The sequence below is a fragment of the Pseudomonas sp. dw_612 genome (assembly GCF_018449725.1).
Taxonomy (GTDB): domain Bacteria; phylum Pseudomonadota; class Gammaproteobacteria; order Pseudomonadales; family Pseudomonadaceae; genus Aquipseudomonas.
On sequence record NZ_JAAVVC010000008.1, the window covers coordinates 253,657 to 267,730 of the forward strand.

A 14,074-nucleotide genomic window follows, 5' to 3' on the forward strand; every position below is an offset into this window, starting at 1 on the left:
CTCGGTGAAAACAACAACAGCGCATTTCATCGCCGCCGCGAGCAGAAATGCCGAACAGGACCTGCCCATGCTTGCCACACTCGGTGTCATCACCATTCTCTGTTTGCTCGTCGCGGTGATGAGCAAACGCCTGTCGCCCCTGGTGGCCCTGATCGCCTTGCCGATCATCGCCGCGCTGCTCGGTGGCTTCGGCCTGCAAACCAGCGCCTTCATCATTACCGGCATCAAGAACGTCGCCCCCGTAGTCGGGATGTTTGTGTTCGCGATTCTGTTCTTCGGCGTGATGACCGACGCCGGGATGCTCGACCCGATCATCGACCGCATCCTGAAACGCGTCGGCACCCGTCCGACACGCATCGTCATGGGCACCGCGCTGTTGGCGTTGCTGGTGCATCTGGACGGTTCCGGAGCGGTGACCTTTCTGGTGACCATCCCGGCGATGCTGCCGCTGTACACGCGGCTCGGCATGGACAAACGCATTCTCGCCTGTGTCACGGCGATGGCGGCCGGGGTCAACTTTTTGCCCTGGACTGGCCCGGTTTTGCGCTCGTCGGCAGCCTTGCATGTGCCGGTGGCCGACCTGTTTCAACCGCTGATTCCGGTGCAGATTGTCGGCCTTATCTTCGTCTTCACCTGCGCATGGTTCCTGGGCCGCCGCGAAGAAAAACGCCTGGGTCTGGGCGCCGGTGCGGTGGTGGACGTGATGCCGCAACGGGTGTTGACCGAGGCTGAAATCGCCCTGCGCAAGCCACGGTTGTTCTGGCTCAACCTGGTGCTGACGGTGGTGGTGATGGGCGTGATGATTGCCGGGGTCGTCGACCCGGTGGTGATGTTCATGCTCGGCACCGTATTGGCCCTGTGCATCAACTACCCGAACGTCGATGCCCAGCGTGCGCGCATCGACGCCCATGCCAAAACCGCGCTGACCATGGCCAGCATTCTTCTCGCGGCTGGGGTGTTCACCGGGATCATGCAGGGCAGCGGCATGCTCAAAGCCATGGCCGAAGTCGCGGTGGCGCAGATTCCCGCCGGGCACGGCAAGCTGATTCCGATGGTGGTGGGCTTTATCTCGATGCCCCTGAGCCTGCTGTTCGATCCCGATTCCTTCTATTTCGGCATCATGCCGGTGGTGGCTGAAGTCGGCCGTGCCTTGGGCGTCGACCCGCTGCAAGTGGCCCAGGCCTCACTGCTGGGCGTGCATACCACCGGGTTCCCGGTCAGCCCATTGACCCCGGCGACCTTTCTCTTGGTTGGCCTGTGCAAGATCGAGCTGGCGGACCACCAGCGCTTCACCATCCCGTTTCTGTTCGCGGCCTCGGTGCTGATGACCCTGACCGCGCTGCTCTTTGGAGTCTTCTGATGAAAACCTTACGCATCGGTTCCGGTGCCGGTTACTCCGGCGACCGCATCGAGCCGGCGATCGAACTGGCCGAGCACGGCGACCTGGATTACCTGGTGTTCGAATGCCTGGCCGAGCGCACCATTGCCTTGGCGCAACAGGCGCGGTTGCTCGATCCGCAAGCAGGCTTCGATCCACTGCTGGGCGAGCGCATGCGCCGGGTGTTGCCCTTTGTCGGGCGCGGCGTTGAGGGGCAGCGTCGGCGCTTGCGGGTGATCACCAACATGGGCGCGGCCAATCCTCTGGCGGCGGCGCAGGAAGTGCGGCGCATCGCTGGAGAGTTGGGTTTGTCAGGCCTGAAAGTGGTCGCGCTGACCGGCGACGATGTGCTGGCGACGCTACTGGGCGATCCATCGCAGACGTTGGATAACGGTAAGACCTTGGCTTCCCTCGGCGAGCATCTGATTTCCGCCAATGCCTATCTGGGCGTGGATGGCATTATCGAGGCCTTGCGCGCCGATGCCGACGTGGTAATCACCGGTCGCGTGGCGGACCCGTCGCTGTTCCTCGCGCCGCAGATGTTCGAATTCGGCTGGGCGGCGGACGATTGGTCGCGGTTGGGGCGCGGTACGCTGGTCGGGCATTTGCTCGAATGTGCCGGGCAAATCAGCGGCGGGTATTTTGCCGATCCGGGGTTCAAGGACGTGCCGGATCTGGCGCGCCTCGGCTTCCCGCTGGCCGAAGTGGATGCTTCGGGGCGGGCAGTGATCAGCAAGGTCGCCGGCTCGGGTGGGCGCATCGATACTGCGACCTGCACCGAGCAGATGATCTACGAAGTGCATGACCCGGCGGCGTACCTCACGCCGGATGTCAGCGCCGATTTTTCTGGTGTGTCGTTCAGTGTTCAAGGGCCGGACCGGGTGCTGGCGTCAGGTGCTGACGGCCGGGCGCGACCGCAGTCGTTGAAAGTCTCGGTGGGTTATCTGGATGGCTGGATCGGCGAAGGCCAGATGTCCTATGGCGGGCCGGGCGCGCTGGCGCGAGGGCGATTGGCGCGAGAGGTGGTTCTGGAACGCTTGAAGCTGACCGGTGTGGTGTTTGAGGAGATTCGTGCCGAGTTGATTGGTGTCGATGCCTTGCACGGTGTTGAGTTGGGTTCGCGGGCGGACAGTGAGCCTTGGGAAGTGCGCCTGCGAGTCGCCGCCCGTTGTGCGGATCGCGCCGAGGCCGTGCGGATCGGCAATGAGGTGGAAACCCTCTACACCAACGGTCCTTACGGCGGTGGCGGGGCCAGCAAGTCGGTGCGTCAGGTGGTCGCGGTGGCGTCGCTGTTGTTGCCGCGTGATGCCGTCACGTTGCAGATTCATTCGGAGGACTTGGCATGAAACTGCGTGAACTGGCCCATTCCCGCACGGGCGACAAGGGCGACATCTCGAACATTTCGGTGATTGCCTTCCGGTCCGACGACTTTCCACGGTTGCGTGAGTGGCTGACGGTGGAGCGGGTCACCGCGCATTTCGCCGAGTTGCTGGACCCGCAGGGGCCGCCGGTGCGCCGCTATGAATTGCCCAACGTCCACGCGCTGAATTTTGTCTTGCCCGGCATCTTGCGCGGTGGCGTCACCCGCTCCCTGGCCCTCGACGCCCACGGCAAGGCGCTGGGGGCGGCGTTGCTCGATCTGGCGCTATGAAACACCTGATATAGCGGCACTTGAACCAAAACTGTGTACCCTGTTCCAACCTGAGCCCGCCGCCATCTGCGGGCTCATTGGAGGATCACCGGGCGAGGGGTTTTTGCCATTAACGTGACGACCGCAACGGTCTGGCCCAAGGCAAAACATGACGCATCTGTTCAAGGTTCTATCGGCGCTGGCCCTGGCAATCGGGTTGACGGGCTGCATCGCATCGCCCATCGAACTGACGCCGCAGACTCAACAACGTCTGCAAACCCAGCCACCGATCCGTTTTCTGCTGACCTTCGACGACGGCCCCAGCGCCTCAAGCTTCTGGAATCCGACTGACACCGTGCTCGATGGTCTCGCGCAAAACCCGCTGCAACCGAACATCAAAGCGGTGTTCTTCGTCCAGACCGGCGCGCCACGGGCCGGCGACAGCGACATCGGTCGACGAGTCATGCAGCGCGAGCATGCCGAAGGGCAGATCCTCGGTTTTCACACGGCCACCCATTTCCACACCAACCATCGCTCGTTGAGCCCTGAAGACCTGGAACAGTCCCTGAGCAAGGGCAGCGCCGACATTACTGCGATCACCGGCGCGCCGCCGAGCCTGGTGCGGCCGCCGTTCTGGAATTACGACAAGCGCACCTTCGCCGCCTATCAACGGCATGGCATGCACGTGTTGTTGACCGATGTGAGCGCCAATGACGGCAAGATCTGGGGTTTCAACGCCAGCCCCCGGCGCCGGGCGAACATGCTGCGGCAGTTATCGGAAATCCGTGAACGTATCGCCCAAGGTGAACTGCCCACGGTGGACGGGGTGATTCCGGTGGTGGTGACCTTCCACGACCTCAATCGCTACACCGCCCGGCATACCCGCGAATACCTGCAAATCCTGCTCGACAGCGCCAATGCCACCGGGGTGAAAACCGCGCCGAAGCCGTTTTATGACGATCAGGGCCAATTGCTGCGCGCGGCCATGGCCCGTACCGTCACCGAAAGTGCGGAGCCGGTGCAATTGCCGGGCATCTGGAACTGGCTGTGGGATGGCGATAGCCATTGAGGGCTCGCCAATAATTTTTGTCGTTCGTGGGTGCAGGGTGGCGAAAGCGAATCTACGCTGATGGGGTTGAATCCAATCAATCGCCATGGAGGGCCCCGTCATGGTTTCGATTCCAGAGCTTTGTCGCATCGTGACATCCGGATTTCAGCCACTGTCGTGCGACTGCTCGGTTAACCCCGACGGCACGCTACGGATCAAGGTCTTCGAACCGGCGACCGGACGCATCGATCTGTTGCTCACCGGGGTTTCACCCGCGCAACTGACCACGGTTCGCGATATTTCCAACCTGATTGGCGAACTTCGCACCGAAATGCGCGCGGGGCGCCGGGCGTTTGCCGGTTAAAAGATACATGTAGGAGCTGCCGAAGGCTGCGATCTTTTGATCTTGTTTTTAAAAGCCAAATCAAAAGATCGCAGCCTTCGGCAGCTCCTACATTAGGTTCCGGGTACCGGGTTCTGATTCAGTGCCGTGGCACCAGCTCATCAATTATCTGCAAACAATGGCTCAATCCCGGTGATACATCGCCCAGCCGTCGGCTGAGGATGATCGGTGAGGTGGCGTTGTTTTCCAGCAGGGGGGTGAAGCCGATGTCGTCGCGGTGCAGCAATTGCACCGAGGCGGGTACCAGGGTGACGCCGATGCCTGCGCCCACCAGGCCAATCGCGGTTTGCAGTTCGTTGGTCCATTGCGCCACGTGGATGCTGACGCCATAGGATTCGAACAGGGCAATCACATGGTCGGCATAGCTCGGTCGCGGGTTGCCGGGGTAGAGCACGAACGGTTCCTTCGCCAGTTCGCGCAGGCTGATGGGGCCGGCCAGCAGCGGATGGCCGGCGGGCAGGGCGGCGACCAGGCGATCTTCGGTGAGCACGGTCTGGATAATCGCCGGGTCGTCGATGCGGATGCGCCCGAAACCCACATCAATGCGCCCGGCCTTGAGCGCCTGCACCTGTTGCAGGGTGGTCATTTCCGACAGACCCAGCTCCAACTCCAGGCGCTCGTGGTTGCGCAAGCGCCGAATCAGTTCCGGCAGCACGCCGTAGAGCGTTGACGGCGCAAAGCCGATGCCCAGCCAAGTCTTTTCCCCCAGGCCGATCCGCCGCGTGTTGTCGCAGACCTTGCCCAGTTGCTCCAGCAGCGCGCTCGAATGCTCATGGAAAAACCGCCCGGCGTCGGTCAGCTTCAGCGGTCGCCCACGCTCCAGCAACTGCACCCCGAGTTCGTCTTCCAGTTGCTGGATCTGACGACTCAATGGCGGCTGCGCAATATGCAACAGCTCGGCGGCGCGGGTGAAGTTGAGGGTTTGAGCCAATACCTGAAAATAACGCAGATGACGCAGTTCCATGGGGCCTCCAAATGCTGGCGAGTTGCATACCTTTAAGGTATCAAGCCAGACCAATTCTATATTGGCCGCCACGGAAAAGCCGTATGAGAATCCGATTCAGAACTTTAAGAACCTGACGGGTATCGACATGCGTGCAACAGCCATTCAATCGATCGAGACGATCATCGTCGATCTGCCGACCATCCGCCCGCACAAACTGGCGATGCACACCATGCAGAACCAGACCCTGGTGATCATTCGTGTGCGCTGCGCCGATGGCATCGAAGGTATCGGCGAATCCACCACCATCGGTGGCCTGGCCTATGGCAATGAAAGCCCGGACAGCATCAAGACCAACATCGACCAACACTTCGTACCGCTACTGATCGGTGAGGACAGCAGCAACATCAATGCGGCGATGTTGCGTCTGGAGCGCAGCATTCGGGGCAATACGTTTGCCAAGTGCGGAATCGAAACCGCATTGCTCGACGCTCAGGGCAAACGCCTTGGCCTGCCGGTGAGCGAGCTGCTGGGCGGCCGTGTTCGCGATGCACTGCCGGTCGCCTGGACCCTGGCCAGCGGCGACACCGGACAAGACATCGCCGAAGCGGAAAAAATGCTCGACCTGCGGCGTCACCGCATCTTCAAACTGAAAATCGGTGCCGGTGAGGTCAACCGCGACCTGGCCCACGTCATCGCGATCAAGAAAGCCCTCGGTGACTGCGCCAGTGTGCGGGTCGATGTCAATCAGGCCTGGGATGAATCGGTGGCACTGCGCGCCTGCCGAATCCTCGGCACCAACGGCATCGACCTGATCGAACAACCGATCTCGCGCAACAACCGCGCCGGCATGGTGCGTCTGAACGCGATCAGCCCGGCGCCGATCATGGCCGACGAATCCATCGAGTGCGTGGAAGACGCCTTCAACCTGGCCCGCGAAGGTGCCGCTTCAGTGTTCGCCCTGAAGATTGCCAAGAACGGCGGCCCCCGCGCAGTGCTGCGAACCGCCGCGATTGCCGAAGCGGCTGGTATCGGCCTGTACGGCGGCACCATGCTCGAAGGCGGGATCGGCACGCTGGCCTCGGCCCATGCCTTCATCACCCTGAACAAACTGGCCTGGGACACTGAGCTGTTCGGTCCGTTGCTGCTGACCGAAGACATTCTCAGCGAACCGCTGATCTATCGCGATTTTGAACTGCATGTGCCGAAAACACCGGGCCTGGGCCTGAGTCTGGATGCAGAACGCCTGGCGTTTTTCCGTCGCGACAGGTCAACCACTGCCGTTTATCAAGCCTGAGGAGAGCATCATGCTGTTCCACGTAAAAATGACCGTGAACCTGCCGCTCGACATGAATCCCGAACTGGCCACCCGGCTCAAGGCCGACGAGAAAGCCCTGGCCCAGCGCCTGCAAGAGCAGGGCAAGTGGCGGCACCTGTGGCGCATCGCCGGGCACTACGCCAATTACAGCGTGTTCGATGTCGACAGCGTCCAGGAACTGCACGACCTGCTGATGCAGTTACCGCTGTTTCCGTACATGGCCATCGAGATCGATGCGCTGTGCCGGCATCCTTCTTCCATTCGCGAGGATGACCGCTGAACCCGGCCCGTTCAGTTCGCTACGCTTATAACTACAAGATGAGGAACCCCCATGAACGTCAAGATTTCCCACACTGCCAGTGCCCAGAAGTTTCTTGAAGAGGCCAGCGGCCTGCTCAACGACGCCGGTGATCCTCGGGTCAAAGCGCTGGTTTACCGCATCCTGCGGGACTCGGTGAACATCATCGAAGACCTGGCCGTGACCCCGGAAGAGTTCTGGAAAGCCGTGAATTACCTCAACGTGCTGGGTGCGCGTCAGGAGGCCGGTTTGTTGGTGGCCGGGCTCGGACTGGAACATTACCTCGACCTGTTGATGGACGCCGAAGACGAGCAGGCCGGCAAGTCTGGCGGCACGCCACGCACCGTCGAAGGGCCGCTGTATGTGGCTGGTGCGCCGCTGTCTGAAGGTGAGGCGCGGCTCGATGACGGCGTCGATCCGGGCGTGACGTTGTTCATGCAAGGCCAGGTGTTGAATACCGCCGGCGAACCGTTGGCCGGGGCGGTGGTGGATGTCTGGCACGCCAACACCGGTGGCACCTATTCGTACTTCGACGCCACGCAATCGGAATTCAACCTGCGTCGGCGCATCGTCACCGATGCCGAGGGTCGTTATCGTTTTCGCAGCATCGTGCCGTCGGGCTACGGTTGCCCGCCGGACGGTCCGACCCAACAACTGCTCGATCAATTGGGTCGTCATGGTCAGCGCCCGGCGCATATCCACTTCTTTATCTCGGCGCCGGACCATCGTCACCTGACCACCCAGATTAACCTCGACGGCGACAAATACCTGCACGACGATTTCGCCTATGCCACCCGTGATGAGCTGATTGCTCACATCACCTTCAGCGACGATCCGCAACGGGCGGCGGCGTATGGTGTCAGTGGTCGGTTTGCCGAAATCGACTTCGATTTCACCTTGCAATCATCCGCCCAGCCTGATGAACAGCAACGCGTCGAGCGGGTGCGCGCACTCGAAGACTGACAGCGCACGCCTGGGGGAGATTCTATATTGCAGGGGCGCCTTGATGACCTCAGGTGGTGTGTACGACGCAAATCCAGTGTGGGAGCGGGCTTGCTCGAGAAAGCGGTGCGTCTGGCGAAAAGGATGTTGAATGTGACGGCCCCTTCGCGAGCAAGCTCGCTCCCACAGGGGTTCCCCCCCTACACACAACAACGAGAGTGATCCGATGATGCACGCGCAACTGTTGAGTCAGCGCAGCAGAATATTCGACCACGCCGACCCATACGCGGTGTCGGGTTACGTCAATCAACACGTCGGCAACCATTGCCTCTTGATGCCCCGTGCCGGCCAGCCGCTGGCCAGTCTCGATCACCGCAAGTTCGCCAGCCTTGACCTGTGCCGCATCAGCTACGGCGCCAGTGTGCGAGTCACGTCGGGTGCGCTCGACAGCATCTATCACCTGCAAGTCTTGCTGCGCGGCCACTGCCTGTTGCGCGGGCATGGCCAGGAACATTACTTCGAACCCGGTGAGTTGCTGCTGATCAACCCCGATGATCCGGTGGACCTGACGTATTCCGAGGATTGCGAAAAATTCATCCTCAAAGTCCCGACCCGGTTGCTGGAATCAGTGTGCGATGAGCAACGCTGGGGTTATCCGGGGCAGGGCGTGCGATTCCTGGAGAACCGTTATCAGCTCGATCAACTGGAAGGTTTCGTCAATCTGCTGGCGATGATTTGTCAGGAGGCCGAGGCTACCGAGCAGATACCTCGGGTGCAGGAGCACTACGCGCAAATCATCGTCAGCAAGATGCTCAGTCTGATGAAAACCAACGTGAGCCGTATCAGCCTCGGCTCGCCGTCGGCCACCTTCGAGATGATTGCCGATTACATCGCGCGCAACCTCAAGCAAGACATCGACAGCGAAGCACTGGCCCGTCAGGCGCGGATGAGTGTGCGTTCGCTGTATGGCCTGTTCGAACGCAACGCCGGGGCCACGCCGAAAAACTACATCCGCCAGAAGCGCCTCGAACGCATCAACGCCAGCCTGAGCGACCCGACCTGCAACGTGCGCAATGTCACGGAAGTGGCGATGGATTACGGCTTTCTGCATCTGGGACGGTTTTCCGACAGCTATCGCAAGCAGTTTGGCGAGTTGCCGTCCGATACCCTCAAGCGCCGACACTGAGTACCGTAAATCCCCTGTAGCAGCTGCCGAGCCTGCGAGGCTGCGTTCGAGTGCGAAGCGCTCGCCAATCGAAATAATGCGGTCTGCTTGAAACACCGCGCGGGTTATTTTGCGAGTGCTTCGCACTCGAACGCAGCCTCGCAGGCTCGGCAACTGCTACAGGTGCGTGCGTATCAATCTTTGCAGTAAACGGATAAAGGTCTGCACCCATCGGATAGTCCACCTCAATTCCCCGTCCTAGCATGGCCCTGCCTGAATAAAAACAATGGAGGCGGCGGCCATGTCCCTGCGACCCGAATACCTTCACTCCCTGCTGGAAGACGACAAAGAACACGGCATCTACCGCTGCAAGCGCGAGATGTTCACCGACCCGCGGTTGTTCGACCTGGAGATGCAGCACATCTTCGAAGGCAACTGGCTGTACCTGGCCCACGAAAGCCAGATCCCCAATATCAACGATTTCTACACCACCACCATGGGCCGCCAGTCGATCTTTATCGCGCGCAACAAGACCGGTGAACTCAACGCGTTCATCAACGCCTGCAGCCATCGCGGTGCCATGCTTTGCCGGCACAAGACCGGCAACAAAAGCACCTACACCTGCCCGTTCCACGGCTGGACGTTCAACAACTCCGGCAAGTTGCTCAAGGTCAAGGACCCGGCCGAAGCGGGCTATCCGGCGAGTTTCAACTGTGAAGGCTCCCACGACCTGACCAAGGTTGCGCGTTTCGAGTCCTATCGCGGTTTCCTGTTCGGCAGCCTCAAGGCTGATGTGGTACCGCTGGTGGAACACCTGGGCGAGTCGGCGAAGATCATCGACATGATCGTCGACCAGTCCGCGGATGGCCTGGAAGTGCTGCGCGGGTCCTCCAGCTATATCTACGAAGGCAACTGGAAACTCACCGCCGAAAACGGCGCCGACGGTTACCACGTCAGCTCGGTGCACTGGAACTACGCGGCCACCCAGAACCAGCGTAAACAACGCGAGGCCGGTGAAGACATTCGCACCATGAGCGCCGGCACCTGGGCCAAGCAGGGCGGTGGTTTTTACTCTTTCGATAAAGGCCACATGCTGCTCTGGACCCGTTGGTCCAACCCTGAGGACCGCCCATTGTTCGAACGTCGCGACGAGCTGGCTCGTGATTTCGGCCAGCCCCGCGCCGACTGGATGATCGAGAACTCGCGCAACCTGTGTCTGTACCCGAACGTGTACCTGATGGACCAGTTCAGCTCGCAAATTCGCATCGCTCGGCCGATCTCGGTCAACCGCACGGAAATCACCATTTACTGCATCGCTCCCAAGGGTGAAAGCGACAGTGCGCGGTCAAGCCGGATTCGTCAGTACGAGGACTTTTTCAACGTCAGCGGCATGGCCACGCCGGACGATCTGGAGGAGTTCCGCTCCTGCCAGACCGGCTATCAGGGCAGCGTCACCACCTGGAACGACATGTCCCGCGGTGCCGAACACTGGGTCGAAGGCGCCGACGACGCGGCCAGGGAAATCGACCTGCATCCGCTGCTCAGCGGTGTGCGCACCGAGGATGAAGGCCTGTTCGTGCTGCAACACAAATACTGGCAGCAGACGATGCTCAAGGCGTTGGCCGCCGAGCAGTCCGAGCGGATCCCCGTGGAGGGCGTGCAATGACCATCACTCATGAAGCCGTGCGGGATTTTCTCTACCGCGAAGCGCGCTATCTGGACGACAAACAATGGGACGACTGGCTGGAACTGTACGCTGCCGATGCGTCGTTCTGGATGCCGTCCTGGGACGACAACGACGAGTTGACCGAAGACCCGCAACGGGAAATCTCGCTGATCTGGTACGGCAACCGCACCGGCCTGGAAGACCGCATCTTCCGTATCAAGACCGAGCGCTCCAGCGCGAGCATTCCGGACACCCGCACCTCGCACAACATCAGCAATATCGAGCTGCTCGAACACGCTGATGGCCTGTGCAAGGTGCGTTTCAACTGGCACACCCTGAGCTTTCGCTACAAGACCGTCGACAGCTATTTCGGCAGCAGTTTCTACACCCTCGATGTGCGTGGTGAAAACCCGCTGATCAAGGCCAAGAAAGTGATCCTGAAGAACGATTACGTTCGCCAGGTCATCGACGTTTACCACTTGTGAGGCGGCCGTCATGACTCATTCCATCGCATTCAGTTTCGAAGACGGCGTCACCCGGTTCATCGACGCCAACCCCGGCGAAACCGTGGCCGACGCCGCATACCGCCAGGGCATCAATATTCCGCTGGACTGCCGTGACGGTGCGTGCGGCACCTGCAAATGTTTTGCCGAGGCCGGTCGTTACGACTTGGGCGAGGAGTACATCGAAGATGCGCTCAGTGCGGAAGAAGCCGAGCAGGGTTTTGTCCTGACCTGCCAGATGCGCGCCCAAAGCGATTGCGTGGTGCGGGTGCCGGTGTCGTCGGATGTCTGCCGCACTCGTCAGGCCAGTTTTGAAGCCACCATCAGCAACCTGCGCCAGTTGTCCGACAGCACGATTGCGCTGTCGATCAAGGGCGAGGCCCTGAGCAAACTGGCGTTTCTGCCGGGGCAATATGTGAACCTCGGAGTGCCCGGCAGCGAGCAGACCCGTGCGTACTCCTTCAGCTCGTTGCAGCGTGACGGCGAGGTCAGTTTCCTGATTCGCAACGTGCCCGGCGGCTTGATGAGCCGCTTCCTCACCGGCATGGCCAAGGCTGGCGACAGTATGACCATGGCCGGGCCGTTGGGAAGTTTCTACCTGCGCGAAATCCGCCGACCGCTGTTATTGCTGGCGGGCGGCACCGGCCTGGCACCGTTTACCGCGATGCTGGAGAAAATTGCCGAACAGGGCAGTGAACAGCCGCTGCATCTGATCTACGGCGTGACCAATGACTTCGACCTCGTGGAGCTGGATCGACTGGAGGCCTTTGTCGCACGCATCCCGAATTTCAGCTTCAGCGCCTGCGTGGCCAACCCCGACAGCCAGCACCCGCTCAAGGGTTACGTGACACAACACATCGAGCCCCGGCATTTGAACGATGGCGACGTCGATGTCTACCTGTGCGGTCCGCCGCCGATGGTCGAGGCGGTCAGCCAGTTCATCCGCGAGCAGGGCATCGCGCCGGCCAATTTCTTCTACGAGAAATTTGCCGCCAGCGCGGCGTGACTATCTTCGCCACAACTTATTTTTTGTAGCAGCTGGCGGAGCCTGCGTTCGGCTGCGAAGCAGTCGTGGTATCAGGCGACGCGGTATTCCAGGAAGACCTCGTGCCCAGGTTTTACGACTGCTTCGCAGCCGAACGCAGGCTTCGCCAGCTGCTACAGATCGCGTTTTGTGCAAGTGAGGGATATATGAACAGGTTTCAGGAAAAAGTCGTGTTGATCACCGGCGCCGCCCAAGGCATCGGCCGGCGGGTTGCCGAGCGAATGGCGGCAGAGGGTGCGCGATTGATACTGGTCGATCGTTCGGAGCTGATATTCGAGGTGCAACAGCAATTGGGCCAGACCCATCAGGGGCTCGCGCTGACCGCCGATCTTGAGCAGTACAGCGAATGCAGTCGCGTGATGAAAACTGCCGTCGAGCGCTTTGGGCGCCTGGATGTACTGGTCAACAACGTCGGCGGAACAATCTGGGCCAAGCCCTTCGAACATTACGAAGAGGCGCAGATCGAGGCCGAAGTCCGTCGCTCACTATTCCCGACACTGTGGTGTTGCCATGCCGCGCTGCCGTTCATGCTGGAGCAGGGCAGCGGCGCCATCGTCAATGTGTCCTCCATTGCCACCCGCAGCATCAATCGCGTGCCTTACGGCGCAGCGAAGGGCGGGGTGAATGCGCTGACCGCGTGCCTGGCCTTTGAAACCGCCGGGCGTGGGGTTCGGGTCAATGCCACGGCGCCCGGCGGAACCGACGCGCCACCGCGAGTGATTCCGCGCAACAGTACCGGGCAAAGCTCCCAGGAGCAGGTCTGGTATCAGCAGATCGTCGACCAGACCCTCGACAGCAGTCTGATGAAGCGTTACGGCACTCTGAATGAGCAGGCAAGCGCTATCCTGTTTCTGGCCAGCGACGAGGCCTCGTACATCACCGGGATGATCATGCCGGTGGGCGGTGGCGATCAGGGCTGAGCACCTTATAGGCGACGCTGAAACGCTTTGACGATCCGCAGCGTGGCGTCGCTGGTTTTCAGGTTTTGGACCGCGTCCAGCGGATGCCACATGCAATCGATAATCTCGTTGAGCGGCCGGGCTTCATGCAGGTTCACTACCGACGCTTCATAAACATGGTGGCGGGTGCTGCCGTCCTCCAGTTCCATCAGGTACAGCATGCCGTCGACCCCAAGGCCGGTTTCCTCCGCCAGTTCCCGCACGGCGGCGTCCATTTTGGTTTCGCCAGGCTCGACCTTTCCGCCGGGCAAGGTCCAGCGACACCTGGGCTTGCGCACCAGAAGGACGTGTCGATCTTGCTCGCAAATAACGGTGGCGCGTACTTTCATGTGTTACCTGATTGCCCGTTTGTCATAAAACAGTCATAAAACTGCAATATTCGGGCCGAGGCCCCGTATTTCGGCGGTTTCAAGGGTTGGAGTTACCGTGCAAGCCGAAAGTGCCACCCGATGTCGCGACGTCTGGTCGGCACCCGCGCCGGGGGCGGGTGTAAGGTAGGCCGGTCAATCTTTGATTTTCACTGCCCAAAAGGAGGTGACTATGAGCATTGCGATGCTGACCAAGATGCACATGAACGGTTACGACGTACTCAGCGTGAACCACGGCCCATGGCGGGTGTGCACCAAAGGTGACCGGTTGGGCGCTTTTGGCAGCCGGGAAGAGGCACTGGCATTCGCCGCGTCCCTGCCGGCTTACAAGGCACGCGCAAGTCGGCCGGTTCGTAGCCAGTAGTCGATGTCGAGATGAAGCCCCGGCGTGTGTCGGGGCTTTTTTTT

At 60.8% G+C, this 14,074-nt stretch carries 16 protein-coding genes; 14 read left to right on the forward strand and 2 right to left on the reverse strand.

Annotated elements, in window-relative coordinates; translation table 11 throughout:
- Positions 1–67 precede the first annotated feature (67 nt).
- From HB680_RS15475 to HB680_RS15495, 5 genes are all read left to right on the forward strand, one after another.
- Complete coding sequence (locus HB680_RS15475; protein WP_213939486.1) at positions 68–1,360, forward strand: citrate:proton symporter; 1,293 nt, start codon at positions 68–70, stop codon at positions 1,358–1,360.
- The gene (locus HB680_RS15480) at positions 1,360–2,724 is read left to right on the forward strand and encodes an acyclic terpene utilization AtuA family protein (RefSeq protein ID WP_213939487.1); all 1,365 of its coding nucleotides are present in this window, start codon (positions 1,360–1,362) and stop codon (positions 2,722–2,724) included. The genes HB680_RS15475 and HB680_RS15480 overlap by 1 nt, the downstream gene beginning before the upstream one ends.
- Entirely contained in the window at positions 2,721–3,029 is a 309-nt protein-coding gene (locus HB680_RS15485; protein ID WP_213939488.1) for a hypothetical protein, read from the forward strand. Before HB680_RS15480 ends, HB680_RS15485 begins: the two co-directional genes overlap by 4 nt.
- A gap of 148 nt (positions 3,030–3,177) precedes the next feature.
- A complete protein-coding gene (locus tag HB680_RS15490) occupies positions 3,178–4,077 on the forward strand; it encodes a polysaccharide deacetylase family protein (protein ID WP_213939489.1) in 900 nt (299 codons plus the stop codon).
- Between the two features lie 100 nt (positions 4,078–4,177).
- Positions 4,178–4,420 (forward strand): DUF1652 domain-containing protein, encoded by a 243-nt coding sequence (locus HB680_RS15495; protein ID WP_054053533.1) that lies wholly within the window; start codon positions 4,178–4,180, stop codon positions 4,418–4,420.
- A 118-nt stretch (positions 4,421–4,538) separates the two neighbouring features.
- Here HB680_RS15495 and HB680_RS15500 read toward each other — a convergent pair whose 3' ends face one another.
- A complete protein-coding gene (locus tag HB680_RS15500) occupies positions 4,539–5,423 on the reverse strand; it encodes a LysR family transcriptional regulator (RefSeq protein ID WP_213939490.1) in 885 nt (294 codons plus the stop codon).
- A gap of 127 nt (positions 5,424–5,550) precedes the next feature.
- On the opposite strand from HB680_RS15500, the gene HB680_RS15505 reads away from it, so the two are divergent.
- The 8 genes from HB680_RS15505 to HB680_RS15540 all read left to right on the forward strand — a co-directional run bounded on the left by HB680_RS15505 (position 5,551) and on the right by HB680_RS15540 (position 13,259).
- Positions 5,551–6,699: a muconate cycloisomerase family protein gene (locus HB680_RS15505; protein ID WP_213939491.1), complete on the forward strand. Its 1,149-nt coding sequence runs from the start codon at positions 5,551–5,553 to the stop codon at positions 6,697–6,699.
- Positions 6,700–6,709: 10 nt separating this feature from the next.
- Positions 6,710–7,000 carry a muconolactone Delta-isomerase gene (catC, locus tag HB680_RS15510; protein ID WP_054053539.1) on the forward strand — a complete coding sequence of 97 codons (291 nt, stop codon included), beginning with the start codon at positions 6,710–6,712 and terminating at the stop codon, positions 6,998–7,000.
- Between the two features lie 51 nt (positions 7,001–7,051).
- Positions 7,052–7,981: a catechol 1,2-dioxygenase gene (catA, locus tag HB680_RS15515; RefSeq protein WP_213939492.1), complete on the forward strand. Its 930-nt coding sequence runs from the start codon at positions 7,052–7,054 to the stop codon at positions 7,979–7,981.
- A 205-nt stretch (positions 7,982–8,186) separates the two neighbouring features.
- Positions 8,187–9,146: an AraC family transcriptional regulator gene (locus HB680_RS15520; RefSeq protein WP_276572263.1), complete on the forward strand. Its 960-nt coding sequence runs from the start codon at positions 8,187–8,189 to the stop codon at positions 9,144–9,146.
- 280 nt (positions 9,147–9,426) lie between these two features.
- Positions 9,427–10,791, forward strand: coding sequence for a benzoate 1,2-dioxygenase large subunit (gene benA, locus HB680_RS15525; RefSeq protein WP_213939493.1), 1,365 nt, complete (start codon positions 9,427–9,429; stop codon positions 10,789–10,791).
- Positions 10,788–11,276, forward strand: coding sequence for a benzoate 1,2-dioxygenase small subunit (gene benB, locus HB680_RS15530; protein ID WP_213939494.1), 489 nt, complete (start codon positions 10,788–10,790; stop codon positions 11,274–11,276). The genes benA and benB overlap by 4 nt, the downstream gene beginning before the upstream one ends.
- A 10-nt stretch (positions 11,277–11,286) precedes the next feature.
- Complete coding sequence (benC, locus tag HB680_RS15535) at positions 11,287–12,300, forward strand: benzoate 1,2-dioxygenase electron transfer component BenC (RefSeq protein ID WP_213939495.1); 1,014 nt, start codon at positions 11,287–11,289, stop codon at positions 12,298–12,300.
- Positions 12,301–12,485: 185 nt separating this feature from the next.
- The gene (locus tag HB680_RS15540) at positions 12,486–13,259 is read left to right on the forward strand and encodes a 1,6-dihydroxycyclohexa-2,4-diene-1-carboxylate dehydrogenase (RefSeq protein ID WP_213939496.1); all 774 of its coding nucleotides are present in this window, start codon (positions 12,486–12,488) and stop codon (positions 13,257–13,259) included.
- Between the two features lie 5 nt (positions 13,260–13,264).
- On the opposite strand, the gene HB680_RS15545 is transcribed toward HB680_RS15540, so the two are convergent.
- Positions 13,265–13,627, reverse strand: coding sequence for an NUDIX hydrolase (locus HB680_RS15545; protein WP_213939497.1), 363 nt, complete (start codon positions 13,625–13,627; stop codon positions 13,265–13,267).
- Positions 13,628–13,838: 211 nt separating this feature from the next.
- Between HB680_RS15545 and HB680_RS15550 the strand changes: the two genes are divergently transcribed.
- Positions 13,839–14,030, forward strand: coding sequence for a DUF2188 domain-containing protein (locus HB680_RS15550; RefSeq protein WP_213939498.1), 192 nt, complete (start codon positions 13,839–13,841; stop codon positions 14,028–14,030).
- The last annotated feature ends 44 nt before the right edge of the window (positions 14,031–14,074 follow it).